15 protein-coding genes are annotated in these 17,382 nt (G+C 61.3%); 2 read left to right on the top strand and 13 right to left on the bottom strand.

Features of this window, described 5'->3' with window-relative positions:
• Positions 1 to 62: 62 nt before the first annotated feature.
• The 6 genes from ACTHUY_RS04770 to glyA all read right to left on the bottom strand — a co-directional run bounded on the left by ACTHUY_RS04770 (position 63) and on the right by glyA (position 6,901).
• The gene (locus ACTHUY_RS04770) at positions 63 to 1,277 is read right to left on the bottom strand and encodes a BMP family lipoprotein (RefSeq protein WP_441677884.1); all 1,215 of its coding nucleotides are present in this window, start codon (positions 1,275 to 1,277) and stop codon (positions 63 to 65) included.
• Between the two features lie 268 nt (positions 1,278 to 1,545).
• Entirely contained in the window at positions 1,546 to 2,619 is a 1,074-nt protein-coding gene (locus ACTHUY_RS04765) for a mannose-1-phosphate guanylyltransferase (protein WP_441677882.1), read from the bottom strand.
• Positions 2,616 to 3,821, bottom strand: a complete 1,206-nt coding sequence (locus ACTHUY_RS04760) for a YihY/virulence factor BrkB family protein (protein WP_441677880.1) — start codon at positions 3,819 to 3,821, stop codon at positions 2,616 to 2,618. The genes ACTHUY_RS04765 and ACTHUY_RS04760 overlap by 4 nt, the downstream gene beginning before the upstream one ends.
• Positions 3,822 to 3,964: 143 nt before the next feature.
• Positions 3,965 to 4,759: an exodeoxyribonuclease III gene (locus tag ACTHUY_RS04755; RefSeq protein WP_441654449.1), complete on the bottom strand. Its 795-nt coding sequence runs from the start codon at positions 4,757 to 4,759 to the stop codon at positions 3,965 to 3,967.
• Positions 4,756 to 5,631: a bifunctional methylenetetrahydrofolate dehydrogenase/methenyltetrahydrofolate cyclohydrolase gene (locus ACTHUY_RS04750; RefSeq protein WP_441677878.1), complete on the bottom strand. Its 876-nt coding sequence runs from the start codon at positions 5,629 to 5,631 to the stop codon at positions 4,756 to 4,758. Before ACTHUY_RS04750 ends, ACTHUY_RS04755 begins: the two co-directional genes overlap by 4 nt.
• Before the next feature lies 1 nt (position 5,632).
• Positions 5,633 to 6,901, bottom strand: coding sequence for a serine hydroxymethyltransferase (glyA, locus tag ACTHUY_RS04745; protein WP_441654451.1), 1,269 nt, complete (start codon positions 6,899 to 6,901; stop codon positions 5,633 to 5,635).
• Between the two features lie 117 nt (positions 6,902 to 7,018).
• On the opposite strand from glyA, the gene purU reads away from it, so the two are divergent.
• Positions 7,019 to 7,861, top strand: coding sequence for a formyltetrahydrofolate deformylase (gene purU, locus ACTHUY_RS04740; protein ID WP_441677876.1), 843 nt, complete (start codon positions 7,019 to 7,021; stop codon positions 7,859 to 7,861).
• Positions 7,862 to 8,163: 302 nt separating this feature from the next.
• Positions 8,164 to 8,961 carry an ABC transporter ATP-binding protein gene (locus tag ACTHUY_RS04735; protein WP_441677874.1) on the top strand — a complete coding sequence of 266 codons (798 nt, stop codon included), beginning with the start codon at positions 8,164 to 8,166 and terminating at the stop codon, positions 8,959 to 8,961.
• A gap of 119 nt (positions 8,962 to 9,080) precedes the next feature.
• Here the strand turns inward: ACTHUY_RS04735 and ACTHUY_RS04730 are convergent, their stop codons facing one another.
• The 7 genes from ACTHUY_RS04730 to ACTHUY_RS04700 form a co-directional block, all read right to left on the bottom strand.
• Complete coding sequence (locus tag ACTHUY_RS04730; RefSeq protein ID WP_441677872.1) at positions 9,081 to 10,160, bottom strand: ABC transporter substrate-binding protein; 1,080 nt, start codon at positions 10,158 to 10,160, stop codon at positions 9,081 to 9,083.
• 75 nt (positions 10,161 to 10,235) lie between these two features.
• Entirely contained in the window at positions 10,236 to 11,075 is an 840-nt protein-coding gene (locus ACTHUY_RS04725; protein ID WP_441677870.1) for an ABC transporter ATP-binding protein, read from the bottom strand.
• Complete coding sequence (locus ACTHUY_RS04720; RefSeq protein ID WP_441677868.1) at positions 11,072 to 12,085, bottom strand: FecCD family ABC transporter permease; 1,014 nt, start codon at positions 12,083 to 12,085, stop codon at positions 11,072 to 11,074. The genes ACTHUY_RS04725 and ACTHUY_RS04720 overlap by 4 nt, the downstream gene beginning before the upstream one ends.
• A 478-nt stretch (positions 12,086 to 12,563) precedes the next feature.
• Positions 12,564 to 12,812 carry a hypothetical protein gene (locus ACTHUY_RS04715; protein WP_441677866.1) on the bottom strand — a complete coding sequence of 83 codons (249 nt, stop codon included), beginning with the start codon at positions 12,810 to 12,812 and terminating at the stop codon, positions 12,564 to 12,566.
• Positions 12,813 to 13,021: 209 nt separating this feature from the next.
• Positions 13,022 to 14,008 (bottom strand): malate dehydrogenase, encoded by a 987-nt coding sequence (locus tag ACTHUY_RS04710; protein ID WP_441677864.1) that lies wholly within the window; start codon positions 14,006 to 14,008, stop codon positions 13,022 to 13,024.
• A gap of 65 nt (positions 14,009 to 14,073) precedes the next feature.
• Entirely contained in the window at positions 14,074 to 15,747 is a 1,674-nt protein-coding gene (pgi, locus tag ACTHUY_RS04705) for a glucose-6-phosphate isomerase (RefSeq protein WP_441677862.1), read from the bottom strand.
• A gap of 180 nt (positions 15,748 to 15,927) precedes the next feature.
• Positions 15,928 to 17,382: hypothetical protein (locus ACTHUY_RS04700; RefSeq protein WP_441677860.1), on the bottom strand; the 1,455-nt coding region annotated here is incomplete at its 5' end.

Genomic DNA, 17,382 nt, shown 5'->3' with positions numbered 1-17,382 from the left:
CGAAAAAGAGCGGGCCTAGAACCATGTGGGGCATGATCCTAGGCCCGCCGGATGACCGAATATTACGGTGCGTTCGGGGTCTCTACAACGAGTTCACCCGAGATGATCTGCTCGCGGAGCGCATCAATTTCGGATACGAGCTCAGCGGGAACGTCGGACTCGAAGTCGTGGAACGGAGCGATGTTCACGCCGCCGTTCTCAAGCGTGCCAACGTAGGCTTCGCTGTCGAACTCGTCGGTTGCCACATCGGCAATTGCGTCGAGGACCGAAACGTCGATGTCCTTGAGGACCGAGGTCAGGATGATCGACGAGAACTCGGGAGCGGACTCGTACCAGTCGGAGTCAACACCGATGATGTAGACGTCGCCAGCGGTCTGAGCGGCAGCGGCAGCGCCGAGGCCAACCGGACCGGCGACCGGCATGATGATGTCGGCACCCTGGTTGATGAAGTTGTTGGCGAGCTGCTGACCCTGTGCCTGATCATCGAACGAGTTCGAGAAGGAACCGGTCTGGGACTCCTTGTCCCAGCCCAGAACCTGAACGTTAGCGTCCGGGTATGCCTCGTTGTAGGCGGCGACGCCGTCAACGAAACCGTCCATGAAGATCTGGACGGACGGGATCGGCAGACCACCGAAGGTGGCGACAACGCCGGTCTCGGTCATGCCTGCAGCCGCGTAGCCTGCGAGGTAAGCAGCCTCGGCGGTGTTGAAGAGAAGCGCACGAGCGTTGTCGGACGGGGTCTCGAAGGGGGAGTCAACGAGAGCGAACGAAACGTCCGGGTTCTCCTGGGCAGCGCCGCTCGTTGCCTCTTCCAGAAGGAAGCCAACACCGATGACGAGGTCACAGCCCTCGGCAACCATGGCGTTCACGTTCGGAGCGAAGTCAGTGTCGGACGACGACTCGGCGGTCGAGGTCTGGACACCCATGAGCTCCTCAGCTTCCATGAGGCCGTTGAATGCCGACTCGTTGAAGGACTTGTCGTCCCAGCCGCCTGCGTCAGAGACGATGCAAGCGGTGTATTCGGAAGCGTCGATGGAGGCGTAGTCACGGCCGGCGCCGTCGCCGTCCTCGGTGCCCTCACCATCGGTGTCTTCGGTATCCGTATCCTCGGTGTCGGTATCCTCGGTATCGGTATCGGTATCGGTGTCCTCCGAGTCAGTGGTCTCTACCGTGTCCTCGGTCGAATCCGTCGTCTCATCGGCGGCATCGTCGGCACAACCGGCAAGGACAAGAGCAGCGACACCAGCAAGTGCCATAAATGACGTGGATTTCTTCACGCGTTACTCCTATTTCATAGGTCCGCGCCCGTGCGGCACGGATTTCACCAATAGCATACTCGTTAACGTGCCGTTAACGTACGCAGAAGGGCAAAATAGTCATCAAAGTTTGATAACGGGGTTAAATAGTCCCACACTTTTCGTCAATGTGGCAGTGTTTTGACAGATTAGTTTGCGCGGTGTTCACCGGCTTCGAATTTTTATCACACCGCGTGGCCCCCCCTCCCAGCAGTCCGGGCATGTTTTTTGGTGGTGACCGCGGTCGAATTTAGCGAAGTCTGTTCAGGTCGTCACCAAGGGAGGCAACCACGCCCCCAAGTCCCGCCGACTGTTCCTTGGTTGTCACGAGCAGAACATCACCAGTATCGACCACAACAGCCTCGGGGATCCCGTGGATCACAATCGGCCGGTCATGAGAGTAAACGACGGCACCGTCGGATTCCGATAGGACAACGGGCTGGGCGGAGCCGCCGGAGGACACCTGCTCGGCAGAGTTATCCAGGTGTTCGGACAGCGAGGCATAACCGCCGATATCGGACCAACCCATCGAGACCGGCACCGTCGTCACTCCCCCAATTTCTGCCAGGGGCTCAGCAATGGCGCGGTCGATAACCGAGTCTTCCAGGTCATCCCATCCGGTGAGGGCCTCGGCCCGTCCCGGGCCGTCCCACTCGGCTGCGATGGCTCGCAGGCCGGCGGCAAGCTCCGGCTTGAACTGCGCAAGGGAATCGAGCAGAACACCCGCCCTGGAGACAAACATGCCGGCGTTCCAGAGGAAGGTACCGGATTCGACATATTCGACGGCGCGCGGAAGGTCCGGCTTCTCCATGAACTCGGCAACGGCGTACGCGCCCTTGACAGTCGTTTCCTCGCCGACGTGAATGTAGCCGAAGCCCGTGTCGGGCGAGGTGGGGGTGATGCCGATGGTGACGACCTTGCCGGTCTTTGCGGAGTCGATGGCCGTGCGCACCGCCTGTTGGAATGCTCCGGTGTCGGAGATCAGGTGGTCGGCGGCGAAGGAGCCAACCACGGCATCGGGGCCGTGCCGCTTTTCAACGATGGCGGCAACCAGGCCAATGGCCGGCATGGTGCCCCGCGGCGAGGGTTCGATGACGAGGGCATCTTCGGAGAGATCCAGTTGCTCGGCAACCGCCTTCGCATGGTCTTTGCCGGTTACGACAATGAGGTCATCCGCGAGGCCTTCCAGCCGGTCGGAGGTGGCTTGGATGAGGGTGCGTCCCACACCCGTCATGTCAATGAGGAACTTCGGGTGGCTGCGCCTCGACAGGGGCCACAGCCTCGTTCCGGCACCGCCTGCGGGAACAATCGCAACAAACGTCATCTCTTTGCCTTTTCGCTCTCGAGCCGGTGATCCATTTTCGCCTGGGCAAGCTTCAGCTCGAGCTTCTCGATCTTCTTCGAACTCTTCTTACCCTTGCGACCGTCCCATTCTGGCAGGTTCTTTCGCAGCCGGTCGGAGAACTCGGGGTCCTTCGTCATATCAGGAACGACAACGCCGGTGAACGGCTCATGGGTCCACCTCGTTGTCTCCGGAACGGACAGGGTCACGAAGTTCGGGGTGTCATGTGCGTGGATGGATTCGGGAACTGTGATCTTCATGGGTGCCGGCGGGTTGGCGGTGAACGCCGCGGCGATGAGAACGATACGGGTAACGAAGTTGATCCACAGGAGGAGCGTTGCGATCGCAGCAAACGGGGCAAGCACCGGATTGTCGGAGACGGAGCCAATAACGGATGTCCCGAGGAAGCGAACAACGGATGTGCCGAGCGCACCGAGGGCCGCTCCCATGAACAGGTCCTTCCGGGGCGGCCGGGCACCGGCCGTGAAGCGGAAGAGCAGCATGATGACAACAAAGTCAACGAGGAAAGCGACGAAAAGCGAACCCAGCCTGATCGTCCACTGGGCAAAGCTTCCTTCGATGCCAATGAAGTCGAGGATGGTGTCCGCAAGGGTGCCCGCCACGGATGTCAGAACGGAACCAAGAAGAACGCCGAGAGCAAGACCGAGGAAGGCGAGCAGGTCGCGGGCCTTCAGGACAATGAAGTTCTCGGGTAGCTTCGAGATGCCGAACATGGCCCGGATCGAGACCTTGAGGGCGTTCATGACCGACAGCGCGGTCCAGAGCAGGACACCCATGGCGATGATCGAGGCCGGATTCAGGGCGGTTTCCATCACCAGCGAATCGGGGGATATGAGTCCGCTGGGATCTTCTTCGGTCTGGAGGATCCCCGGCATGGCGTCGTTGATGCCGTTAAAGACGGTGTTCCGTAGCTCCTCATTGGAACCCAGCACGGCCATGAAAGCCGTGATGGAGATCGTGAGGGCGGCCGCGATGGAGAAGATAGCCGAGTAGGCAATACCACCGGATAGGAGCGCACCCTTGGCCACCCCGTACCGCTGGAATGCTCTCAGCAGCCGGATGTGCTGGATCTTGTGCAGGAAAGGCTCCGGCTCCACGGTGATCGGCCTAGTCGATGGCACCCTGGAGGGAGCGTCATAGTAAATGTCGTTGTCATTTGCCACGCGTCCAGCCTAAACGAAACAGGGCCGACGCGTGTGCTGAGATGCAGTTTTACGCGTGAAACGGAGGAGGGACAGCCGAGTGACTGCCCCTCCTCCGTCATGCTGTTCAGTCTGGAACCGAGTCCCGCAACCCGTTGGAATCCCTAGAAGTCCGTCACGTCGTAGTCGATTGTCAGCGGTGCGTGGTCGGACCACCGGCTCGCATAGTCGCCTGCTCGGCCGACTTCCGCGGAGACCGCGGTGTCCGCGAGCGCCTTCGTGGCCATCTGGTAGTCGATGCGCCACCCGGCATCGTTATCGAATGCCTTGCCGCGCTGGGACCACCAGGTGTAGGGGCCCTGGACGTCGCCGACGAGGTTGCGGTGCACGTCCTCGTAGGTATCGAACCACCGCTCGAGGTAGGCCATTTCCTGGTCAAGAACGCCGGACGTCTTGTTGTGGTTCGGCTTGAAGTTCTTGATGTCCTTCGGTCCGCGAACGACGTTGAAGTCGCCCGCCATGAGCAGTTCGTTCTCGATCTGGCCAAGACGGTCCTCCGCCATGTCCAGGTGACGGTACTTGGCTGCCATGACCTCCGGCTTTGTTGCCGTACCCGAGTAGAGGTACGCGGAGACGAAGGTGACGGTGCGGGATCCGATGGTGACGTCGGCTTCGACCCAGCGTCCCGAGTCCACGTCGTTGTCCCCTTCGAGCCCAATCCGGGCTGCGGTGACATCGAGGTAGGGGCGGACGGCGATGGCGACGCCGCTGCGCCCCTTCGCACGGGAGGCCTGCTGGACGACGCTCCAGTCTCCGGGGAGGAGTCCTTCCACGAGTTCTTCAGGTGCACGAACTTCCTGGAGGAGGAGCACATCGGGGTTGTTCCCGGTGACCCACTCCTGCATGCCCTTTTTGACGGCGGCACGGATTCCATTGACGTTTACGGTTGTTACCCTCAAAGCTTGCTTTCTGCCATTGTGACAACGTTTTCGAGGAGCATTGCCCGGGTCATCGGGCCCACTCCCCCTGGGTTCGGCGAGAGCCATCCCGCCACTTCCTTTGCCTGCGAATCGACGTCTCCGACGATCCGGGCCTTTCCATCCTCCCCGACAACGCGGGAAACTCCAACATCGAGGACGACGGCACCGGGTTTGAGCCAGTTGGCACGGACCAGGCCGGGCGATCCGGCCGCGGCAACGACCACGTCCGCCATCGCCACCTTCTCCGCCATGCCAACCGTGCCGGTGTGCATGAGGGTGACGGTGGCGTTAATGGAACGGCGGGTCAGCAGGAGCCCGATAGAACGGCCGACGGTGGTGCCGCGGCCGATCACCGCGACATCTTTACCGTCGAGGTCGATCTCGTAGCGGCGGAGCAGTTCGATCACGGCGGTGGGCGTGCAGGGAAGCGGCGACGTGATCGGCTCCTTAGCGCGCAGTGCGAGCCTGCCGAGGTTTGTCGGGTGCAGGCCGTCCGCGTCCTTGTCGGGGTCGACGGACTCGAGGACAAGATTCGTGTCGATGCCGTCCGGGAGCGGAAGCTGGACGATGTAGCCGGTGCAGGCCGGATCCTCGTTAAGGCGCTCGATAGCGCCGAGGATCTCCTCCTGGGAGGCGGAATCCGGGAGGTCTTCGCGGATCGAGTTGATTCCGACTTCCTGGCAGTCCTTGTGCTTACCGGCAACGTACTTCTGGGAGCCGGGATCATCCCCGACGAGAACCGTGCCGAGGCCCGGAACGATTCCCTTCTCCTTGAGTGCGGCGACGCGCGCGGCTAGCTCGTCCTTAATGGTCTGTGCGGTGGCCTTGCCATCCAGTACTTCGGCTACCAACTCAGAGCCCCGGGTACAGCGGGAAGGCGTCGGTCAGTGCCTTGACGCGTGCCGACAGGGCGGCAACGTCAGCGGCCTTACCGGCGATCAGGGTCTCGGCGATAATGTCGGCAACCTCTTCGAACTCGGCCTTGCCGAATCCGCGGGTGGCGAGAGCCGGAGTGCCGATGCGAAGACCGGAGGTGACCCTGGGCGGACGGGGATCGAACGGAACCGAGTTACGGTTGACGGTAATGCCGACCTCGTGGAGGAGGTCCTCCGCCTGCTGACCGTCGAGCGCGCAGTCGCGCAGGTCAACGAGAACAAGGTGGACGTCGGTGCCACCGGACACGAGGGCAATTCCAGCGTCGGCAACGTCCTGCTGGAGCAGACGCTCGGCCAGGATGCGTGCACCGTCCAGGGTGTTCTGCTGGCGTTCCTTGAACTCGGGCGACTGAGCGACCTTCATGGCAACAGCCTTCGCGGCAATGACATGCATGAGAGGCCCGCCCTGCTGGCCCGGGAACACGGCCGAGTTCAGCTTCTTTTCCAGCTCGGTCGTCTGGGCGAGGATCATGCCGGAGCGGGGACCGCCGATCGTCTTGTGGATCGTGGTCGTCACAACATCGGCGTGCGGGATCGGATTCGGGTGCAGGCCCGCTGCAACGAGGCCGGCGAAGTGAGCCATGTCAACCCACAGGTAGGCGCCAACGGCGTCGGCGATCTCGCGGAAGCGAGCGAAGTCCAGGTGGCGGGGGTAGGCGGACCAGCCGGCCACAATCAGCTTCGGCTGCTCGCGGCGCGCAATCTCCTCCACCTCATCCATGTCGATCAGGCCGGTTTCTTTCTGAACCCCGTAGGAAACAATGCGGTAGTTCTTACCGGAGAAGTTGATCTTCATGCCGTGGGTCAGGTGACCGCCGTGGCTGAGTTCAAGGCCCATGACCGTGTCACCGGGGGTGACGAGCGCATGGTAAATAGCGGCGTTCGCCTGGGCACCGGAGTGCGGCTGAACGTTCACGTATTCGCATCCGAACACGGCCTTGGCTCGCTCAATCGCGAGGTTCTCCGCAACATCGACGTGTTCGCAACCACCGTAGTAGCGGCGACCCGGGTAACCCTCCGCGTACTTGTTGGTCAGCACCGAGCCCTGCGCCTCCAGGACGGCGCGGGGAACGAAGTTCTCCGACGCAATCATTTCAAGGGTGTCGCGCTGACGGCCCAGTTCGTTCTCGAGAACTGCGGCGATTTCGGGGTCGACCTCTGCGATCGATGAGTTGAGCAGATCCATTAGTTTCTCCAGGGTCTTGGACAGGTGGCACCATCGTATCCCGTCAATCTGACGGAAGCCTGTCCGGCACGTGAAAAATCCACCGGCTGAAACGTGGAAGGCGATACCCTTGCAACCATGTCTGCAATCGTTCTTTCGCTCTCCTGCCCGGACCGCCCCGGGATCGTCCACTCCGTCACCGGGGTCCTTGCCTCCGCTGGCGGCAACATCCTGGAATCCCAGCAGTACGGCGACATTGACACCGGTCAGTTCTTCCTCCGCATCGAAGCCGAGATCCCCGGCACCATCGGCGACCTGAGGGAGCCCGTTGACGAGCTCGCGGACCGGTTCCAGGGACGAATTGAGCTCGCCGAGAAGGACCGTCCCCTGAAGACCATCATCATGGCGTCCACCACATCGCATTGCTTGACCGACCTGCTTTACGAGCAGCGCATGGGGCGCCTCCCTATCGAAGTCGCTCGGGTTGTCTCCAACCACGACAAGCTCCGCCCCATTGCCGACTTCTACGAGGCCCCCTACACCCACATTCCGTTCGTGAAGGAACGCCGCGAGGAAGCCGAAGCCCAGCTCATGGAGATCGTGGACGAAACCGGTGCCGAGCTGATCGTCCTAGCGAGGTACATGCAGGTGTTGTCACCGCAGCTGTGCAAGCGCATGGCGGGGTCGATCATCAACATCCACCACTCCTTCCTGCCCTCCTTCAAGGGCGCCCGCCCCTACCAGCAGGCCCACGACCTCGGCGTCAAGCTCATCGGCGCAACCGCCCACTACGTGACCGAGGATCTGGATGAAGGGCCGATCATCGAGCAGGACGTCGAGCGTGTCTCCCACGCCCTGTCGGCCCCCGACCTCCAAGCCATCGGCGAAGACGTCGAACGCCGCGTCCTCGCCCGCGCCGTCCGCTGGCACGCCGAAGACCGCGTGCTACGCAACGGACAGCGCACCGTCGTATTCCCGTAAAGGTCCGTGACGCACCAGACCGACATGGGAAGCCGGCGAGATACCCACCACTGGCAGTGCCTGGACAACAAGGCGGGGCCACCACGTTTCCAGTGGACTGCCAGAGGAGTGAGGGCCGCTCTTCAAACATCGACGAGGTAACCCACACGGCCATACCAAAACCAACAGGGCTAGCCCCGTGTGCGCGCCGACTTCCACCGGGGGCGCGGTCGCGACACTGTTGTCCTCGCTGACCGAAAAATGACCGGCCGCACCCGGTATAGATTCAACTGACGTATTGCAGGCATCGAGAGGGAATTAGCGTGATCGATCGGAGCAATGGTGGGCAAGCCGTTCTTGCCTTGAACGCGGTGACGTTCCGCCGCAACGGGATTCAGATCCTCGATGGAGTCGATTTCACGGTCCGAACGGGGGAACGATGGGCGCTGCTCGGTGAGAACGGCGCCGGTAAGTCCACCATCCTGTCGCTCTGCGGAGGGCTCGCCCACCCGTCAAGCGGGACTGTCGACGTTCTTGGGCACCGAGTTGGCAGAGTCGACCTTCGCGAAATTCGGCGCCTCATTGGCCACCTCAATCCCAGGCATCCGCTCCGCGGTGCACCGTCGGTCACCGAGGTCGTCTTGACGGGAATCACCGGCACCATCGAGCTTCCAATGAGATGGGAGCCGACGGACACCGATCTTGAAAAAGCTCACTCGCTCATTACCAACATTGGGCTCGATAGCCACCGCGAGGCACCCTGGCCCACCCTTTCTCAGGGTGAGCGTGGCCGGGCTCTTATTGCTCGTGCTCTTGCCGGCGATCCCCAGCTCCTCCTGCTTGACGAGCCAACGACAGGATTGGATTTAGCAGCGCGGGAACGACTGCTTGAAACACTCGATGGTCTTGCCAAATCGAACGTCACTTCTCTGCTTGTCACTCATCACCTGGAGGAGCTTCCCGCAACGACAACGCATGCGGCCCTGATCCGACAGGGTACGCTGACAGCCGCTGGTCCTGTCAAGCAAGTCGTGACGAGCGAGAATATTTCGAAGGCCTTCGACTATCCGATCAGGGTAACGCGGGATGAGGGGCGCTGGGGAGCTCGCCGATCCCGCTAAGGGAAACGAAGGTCTGACTGAAGATGCTGGGTGCCCGCGGGAACGGCAGGAGACTGAATGGGGCTGCTGCCACCGGCCCCGCGGGACAGTCAGGGTCGCAGAGGATTCGGCGTTAGGCACTATTCGTTCAGGGCATCAACGATCGTGCGGTAGCCGGCGGCGGTATTGAGCCCCGACGTTCCCGACGCCTCGGACATGGGAACGAGGTAGACGCGATCGTTCGCGATCGCGGGAACATCCGCGAGCGCCGGGTTGCTCAGGGTCTCTTCAAACGGTTCGAGGCCCATCCCCTGGAAGTCCTCCACAAAGAAGACTTCGGGGTTGGCAACGGCAATCATTTCGGCATCGATCGGGCGTGTCTGCGTCAGGCCAATGGTCTCCCCCGCATTCACCGCCCCTGCCCGCACGGCCAGGCCCGGGAGCATGATCGAATCATCCATTGCCATGATCGAATCTCCGCGCGCCATGAGCGCGAGGAAGCGCGTCCCGGAGTTGGTTGCCTCGGCGTCAATCTCTTCGATGTCGGCAAGGAACTGAGCCGAGAGTTCGGCAGCGAGCTCTTCTTCCCCGAGGGCTTCGCCAAGGAGAACGAGAGTCTCGGCAATGTCTTCCGGTGTCGAGAATGATGATGGGTCGAGGTTGAGCACGGGCACTCCCGTCTGTTCGAGCTGGTCTCCCGCCGTCTCTTCGCCTCCGTGACGAGTCGTGTTGAGAACGAGGTCCGGTCCCATGGCAAGGATCTGCTCCGGATCCGGATCCGTTCCGGGAGGGAGAACCTGCTCCACCTGGGACGCTAGGTCGGGAACCGTACTTGCCTCGGATTGGCTGGATGCTGGAACGGCAATCACCCGCTCCGGGCCGGCGAGCCGCAGTGCCATATCGGCAGCTTCTGCGGAAACCGCAATGATCCTCGCAGGCTCCTCGGCAATCTCGATCTGCTGATCGCCGAGGTCCACGGTGCGCGGCCACGTACCCGGCGATGCATCAACCTGAGCATCCGACGAAGAATCGTCACTCCCCGATACGGCATCGTCATTGCCGCTCGACACATCACCGCCCGGCTCCTCTGTTTGTACCTGGATGGTGCTTGGGCCTGCACCGCTGTCTTCTTGCTCGGTGTCTGCCCCACATGCCGCGAGCGCAAGCGCTGAGACGGCAGCGAGGCTGATGATTTTGGGCGCGGTGATCCGTACTTTCATGGTTCTCCTTCTTAAGCCCGCCTAGCGCGGGGCGTTGTTTGTCAATGTTCCGCGGCGCCGACGTGGCACCGACCGTTAGACCGCGGTGACCGTGAGGTACCCCGTCGCTTCGCTACGGCGAACGTCGACCGTCACGCCGTAGGCATCGTTCAGCAGGTCGGGAACGAGGATCTCCGCGGGCGGTCCTGATGCTTTGACGCGGCCGCCGTCTACGAGGGTGAGCCGGTCGCAGAACCTCGCTGCAATATCGAGGTCGTGTAGCACCGCCATGATCGTGCGGCTACTCGATTCTCCGATCCACGGTTTAAACAGTCGGAAGACGTCGATCTCATGTCCCATGTCCAGGGCCGAACTCGGCTCATCGACGATAAGGATCTGTGGATCCTGTGCAATGGCGCGAGCAAGGGCTGTGAGTTGGCGTTCACCACCAGACGTGCTTCTCATTGGGCGGTCCCGCCATGCACTAGCACCTGTCATGCGAAGTGCCTCATCAACGGCCTCCTCATCCTCGGCCGTTGGGGATGAGAATCTCCCAAGCCGCGCATACCTGCTCATCTGCACGTATTGCTCGCCCGTGAAGTCAACGGGAGGAGTGTCTTGGGGAAGATAGCTCATGAGGCGGGCACGCTCCTTTGATGAAAGAGATGCCAGCCTCTCCCCCGCGATTCTGATGTCGCCAGACGATGGCACAAGCCCAAGGGCGGCCTTCACGAGGGTGGACTTGCCTGCCCCGTTAGGTCCGATGATCCCGTGAATAAGGCCGGGCGCAAAAGAGGCGTTAACGGAGTCAAGAACGTTCTTGCGTCGATAGCCGGCGCTGACCTCGGTCATCTCCACGGCGCTTGGCGCCTCCGTCCGCGCTTCTCTTGACGCCGTATTCGGCGCCGTCTGCTGTTCGGACATAAGGCCGGTCATGATTGTCTCCTTGCCTGGGCGAGAACGAGACAGAGCAGGAAGGGCGCACCGATGATAGCCGTCACTGTTCCCGTTTGAAGGACGATGGGGTTGAAGAGCATGCGGGCGGCAGTGTCCGCAACGAGGAGGAATATTGCTCCTATCAGGGCGCTAGCCGGGAGAAGGAAACGGTGGTCCGATCCCCAAATGAGCCGCACCACGTGGGGCACGACGAGGCCAACGAAGGAGATCACTCCGGTGATAGCGACACCCGCACCGGTCGCGAGGGCAGCACCGGCAAGAATGATGTGCTTCGTCCTTCCCACATTCATCCCCGAGGTTGCCGCCGTTGCCTCCCCGAGGCTCAGCAGGTTGAGATCCCGGGAGCACAGGAGAACGATGGCGACACCGATAAGCAGAGGCGCAAGGCTCATTCCCACGTCCTGCATGGTCCGTCCGGTCAGGTTGCCATTCAGCCAGAACATGGCAGACCGAGCATCCTCAGCGTCCTCCGCATTCGCGACCGTGGCCGAAATTATCGCCCCGAGGAACGCGTTCAGAGCGATGCCGACCAGGAGGAGCGAAGACGTAGAGCCGGACACGATGCCAACCGCCTGGACGATCGCGACCGCGCCAAGGGCTCCGAGGAATGCACCGAGCGGAAGAATGTGCGAACCGGAGCCGGTGACGATAAGAAGAACGGCGACGGTTGCTGCCCCTGCAGATACTCCAGTAATTCCCGGCTCCGCTAGCGGATTGCGGAACACCCCCTGCATCGCAGCGCCAGCGACGCCAAGTCCAGCTCCCACGAGCACGGCAACCAGAACGCGGGGGACGCGCACCGCAGAGACCACCGCATCGGCACCCTGCGCCCCTCCGGGATCCGCGATCATGCCCCAGAGCGCACGCAGAGTTTCACCGAATGGCAGAGAAAGTGGGCCGATCATGACGGCGGCCATGACGGCCGCCGCAAGAAGAATCAGCATCAGTGCGAGCGTTACCGCACGCGAAGAGGTAAGAGTCTGAGGCACACCCACACAGTACCGATAATGAGAATCGTTCGCAATATTAGCGATTGGGGATTGGGAAGTTTGCGGGAAAGAACTCGTTTGGGACAGGGACGAAAGCCGAAGCGGTGGATGCTGGTGCGGGTTCTCGACGGGAGGTGTTCCGCGCCCCACGGGCATCGAGACTTAAAATCGAATCGTCATTCATCCCGCGGACAAGGGTCCCCCAGGGGTCCCCGCGGGAAAGGGGGAAACTAGTCGAGAAGTTCACCGTGTCCACGACGACGATGCATGAGCGAGCTGGGCAAACATTGTCGCCAGGAACTTCTCAGGAGTTGAGTGCCCGCCGCGCGGCAGGTGGGCTGGCAGTTTTAGTTCCCCATCACTCGTGCATGCCACCATCCAAAACAACCAATTCAAGCAATGGCTTCGGGTTTCGCATGGTCTAGAAGGCTGATTCAGCAATAGTTACCACGGGACTCGGTGAGCGCGAGGGAAAAATTTACTCGCCGGCTTCCTCGCCGAGAGAAGTGTTATCCGCTCTTTTCCGCATACCGAAGGACCTGCCCAGGAACACGAGGCCGGCGAGACCCAAAGCAACAATGATTGCTCCGCTGCCGGCAACGACTTTTCCCTCGAAGACAAAATTGAAAACGGTGGCAAAGAGCGCTATCGATCCAAGTAGCAGACCGATGTCTCGATTCTTCCTCCATGCGAGATCGCGCTGCTTATTCTCCGGATTTCGCTCCATAGCCGGATCCTATTGCCGTGGTTATGAATAGTTTTGTTTCTTGTTGCGCCGAATGTACCCGGGTGAGCCCCACGCCTCACGCTGCCTTGCAGTCGACCATCGTCGTCAATACGTGCACTGGTACAGCAGTGGCCGCGTTCAAGAATGACCGGAGGGCATGACGCCGATGGAATATCGACATCATGCCCTCGAGTCTCCGGTGGCCGGGATTAGAGGACGCCGAGTTCCTTCACGGCGTCGATCTCTTCCTGTGCGGCCTTGATGTTTCGGTCGATGCCTGCGCGGGTTGCGTCCGATACCTCGAGGTCGGTGACGATCTCCCACTCGCCGTTCTTGGCGATGGTCGGGAAGCCGAAGATCAGACCCTCGGGGACGCCGTACTCGCCGTGCGAGGCGACGCCCGCCGTCGTCCATTCGCCCTCGGGGGTGCCGTTGACCCAGTCGTAGACGTGGTCGATGGCTGCGGATGCTGCCGAGGCGGCGGAGGAAGCTCCACGTGCTTCAATGATGGCGGCGCCGCGCTTGGCAACCGTCGGGACGAAGTAGCTGTTCAGCCAGTCAGCGTCGACGGCGTCGATGGCGGGCTTGCCTGCGAGCGTTGCGTAGGAGACGTCCGGGTGCTGATCCGCGGAGTGGTTACCCCACACGACAACATTCTTGATGTCGGAGATCGCGGTGCCGGTCTTTTCCTTGAGCTGGCTCATGGCGCGGTTGTGGTCGAGCCTCATCATCGCGTTGAAGCGGTCCGCGGGAACGTCCGGTGCGGATGCGGCGGCGATGTAGGCGTTCGTGTTGGCCGGGTTACCAACAACGAGAACCTTGACGTCATCGGCTGCGTGGTCATTGATTGCCTTGCCCTGGGGTCCGAAGATGCCGCCGTTGGCCGCGAGCAGGTCCGCGCGCTCCATGCCCTTCGTGCGGGGGCGTGCACCGACGAGAAGGCCGACGTTCGCGCCCTCGAAGGCCTGGTTCGCATCGTCATAAATGTTGACGGAATCAAGCAGGGGGAAGGCCGAGTCGTTCAGCTCCATTGCCGTTCCCTCGGCGGCCTTGACCGCGGCGGGAATCTCGAGAAGGTTGAGGCGAACCGGAACATCGGGACCGAGAAGGCCACCGGATGCGATACGGAACAGTAGCGCGTACCCAATGTTGCCGGCAGCGCCGGTGACGGTCACGGTTACGGGAGACGTGGTCATGTGTTTACAACTCCTATGTCGAAATGGACCCGGGCGGGGTATCCACCCACAAGTCTAAAACCAATCTAATTGTCTTCTGCGGGCCTTGCGTCCCGATGTTCACGGTAGTAGGCGATAAGCGAACGGGTGGACGGATCCTGATCCGCAAGTGCCGCTTCGTCACCTGCGATCGCGGGACCAAGATCGTTCGCCATCTGCTTGCCGAGCTCCACTCCCCACTGGTCGAAGGAGTCGATGCCCCACACGATGCCCTGGACGAACGTGATGTGCTCGTAGAGGGCGATCAGCTGACCGAGAACCGAGGGGCTAAGGTAGGGGGCCATGATCGACGCCGTCGGCTTATTGCCTTCGAAGACGCGGGCCGGGACGATGGCCTCGGCGGTGCCTTCCGCGCGGACTTCGTCCGCCAACTTACCGAAGGCAAGTGCCTTTGTCTGCGCGAAGAAGTTACCGAGGAACAGCTCGTGCTGGTCTTGACCATCCGTCGCAAACGGATATGTTGGATTGGCGAAGGCAATGAAGTCGGCGGGAATCAGCTGGGTACCCTGGTGGATGAGCTGGTAGAAGGCATGCTGACCGTTCGTGCCGGGCTCACCCCAGAACACTTCACCGGTCGTGGTTGTGACGGGCGTGCCATCCCAGCGCACCGACTTGCCGTTCGACTCCATCGTGAGCTGCTGGAGATAGGCCGCAAAGCGATGCAGGTACTGGGAGTACGGGAGCACGGCGTGCGTGCCAGCATTCATGAAGTTCGTGTAGAAGATGTTGAGCATGCCCATGAGGAGCGGGACGTTCTCTTCCGCGGGTGCATTCGCGAAATGCTCATCCATGGCCCTGAAGCCTGCGAGGAAGTCCGCGAAGTTTTCGGGGCCAATTGCGATTGCGAGGCTCGTGCCAACGGCGGAGTCGACCGAGTAGCGGCCGCCGACCCAGGACCAGAAGCCGAACGCGTTATTGGGGTCGATGCCGAACTCGGCGACCTTGTCGAGAGCGGTCGACACGGCAACGAAGTGCTTGGCAACGGCCTCATCGCCCGTTCCCTCGGGCAGGTTGTCGAGAAGCCAGGCGCGGGCCACCTTGGCGTTCGTCAGGGTCTCGAGAGTCGTGAAGGTCTTGGACGCAATGATGAAGAGCGTCGTCTCGGGGTCGAGGCCGGACAGCTCCTCCCCCGCGTCCGTCGGATCGATGTTCGAAATAAACCGAACCTCGAGGTCTTCCTGCAGGTAGGGCTTCAGGGCCTCGTATGCCATGACCGGGCCCAGGTCGGAACCACCAATGCCGATGTTAACCACGGTTTCGATGGGGCGGCCGGTTATCCCCGTCCATTCGCCCGAGCGGACCCTCGTTGCGAACTCGTAGACGCGGTCGAGGACCTCGTGGACCTGGTCGACCACGTTCTCACCATCCACGGTGATGGTGCTGCCGCGCGGGGCGCGGAGCGCCGTATGGAGCACGGCGCGGTCCTCGGTCACGTTGATCTTCTCTCCGCTCAGCATCGCGTCCCTGCGTTCTTCAACGTTGGTTTGGCGAGCAAGGTCAACGAGTGCGGCGCGTACCTCGTCGGTGAGGAACGACTTGGATAGGTCGACGTGGAGATCTGCGGCCTGGAACGAGAACTGTTCGGCACGGTTCGGGTTCTGGGCGAACCATTTGCGGAAGTTCGGCGCTAATTCGCGTGCAATCGTCTCGAGATTCTTCCAGGCAGCTGTTCCTGCGGAGTCAATGGGCGATGCAGTCATGATGGTCCTTCTCAAGTGTGGATGGCGTCACTCAATTCTCACACAAGTTAGGAAGCGGTGGGGCGCCTTGAGACGCCCCACCGCAGTTATGGTTACAGCTAACGATTTGGTATCTGATTCGGCGCGAAACTCCATGGAAGAGGCCGCGCACCGCTCAGTTCCAAACTCGGTCGGTGAACCCTAGAATCCCGTGCACTCGGCAACTTCGTCAAGGAGAAGCTGGTATTTATAGACGTTCTCAGCGTTCGATGACACGGCGCCAACAAAGTTGACGAACGTACCAACGAGGGAGACATTCCATCCGGAACCGTCCTCCACAAGAGCAAAGGCCAGTGCCGGGTGGTCCTCATCGTAGAGAAGCGAGATATCTACGGGTTCACATGTGCCAACCGTGAGCTGTTCGTTCTCAATCTGGATCTGCATGCTCGTTCCGGACACTGCCGGATTGAGGGAGAGGAACAGGGAGTTGATGATCGTGAGTGCGGAATGATCCGAGACTTCGATGCTCGTGGTTGTCAGATTCGACAGGGCAACGAGCTCACCGAAGCTCACTTCTTGGATTTCCGGGATTTCCGACAGGTAGATCGCAAGCCCCAGGAGGCGCTGCTCTGCGAGCGGGAGATATCCCAGCGAATCTGTGATGGAACCGTCCGACAGGGAGTCGACGAACCGTTCGGTGGCTTCCTCCGGTGATGATGAGGGCTCCGGGGTTGCCATCGTGAACTCACCGTTGCGCTGAATGAACGACTCCCGGTAGTCGCTGTCGGTGAAGTAGTCCCTGTTGAGGTAGGCAATGAAGGACGACACGGGCGAAACGTACCAGCCCTTCTCTTCCTCAACCATGACGAGAATCAGCGGGCCCGCCTCCGAGAAGTCAGCCGAGTAACTGTCGAGCCCCTCCTGCTGGAGACCAACCTTGATCATCGCGGTCAGTTGGTCGGCGTCCTCGACTCCAAAGTTCTGCTGAATCTGCTCATCGGAGTACATCTGTGAAATCAGGTCGCCCGTAATTTCCGCGAACTCATCCTCATCGGTGATCTCCAATGACAGAGTTCCATCGGTGACCGTCACCGCGGTCATTCCGTGCGCAATCTCGACTTCCTCCGACTGGTCAATCTCCAGCGAGAAGTCAACGACCTCCGAGTAGCGGCCCAGGGCCTCGGTGATGTCTTCCTGAGCATCCTCGTTATCGATCGGTTCATCGGTGGAGATAGCCTCCCACGAGTAGCGCAAAAGGATCGACGTCATTGCCGAGGCGTACTGCTTCTCAGATGGGGAAATCGAGTCGTAAACAGACGTCAGGTCGCCGCTGTTAACCCGTTCCACGAGCGTCGTCGTGGCATCCGTGGCGCTGTCAGCGCCGTCCGCCGCCTCGGCTTCGGAGGACCGGCCAACCCACCACCAGATTCCAAGGCCCACAAGAACCAGGATGAGCACGACAAGGACCGCGATGATTGCGGTCGAGCGCGACCTCTTCGGCGGGTAGCCGCCCTGCTGGGGCTGGCCGGGAGGATAACTCGGACCGCCGGGGCCACCTGGGCCGCCCTGCTGGGGCCAGTAACCCGACTGTTCGTACTGGCCGGTCTGCGGCGAGTTACCGGACCACTGCAGGTTTTGCTCGTTTGGTGCCTGACC

This window comes from Flaviflexus sp. (assembly GCF_052087705.1).
Classification (GTDB): domain Bacteria; phylum Actinomycetota; class Actinomycetes; order Actinomycetales; family Actinomycetaceae; genus Flaviflexus; species Flaviflexus ciconiae.
This window is presented reverse-complemented; position numbering and strand designations above follow the sequence as displayed.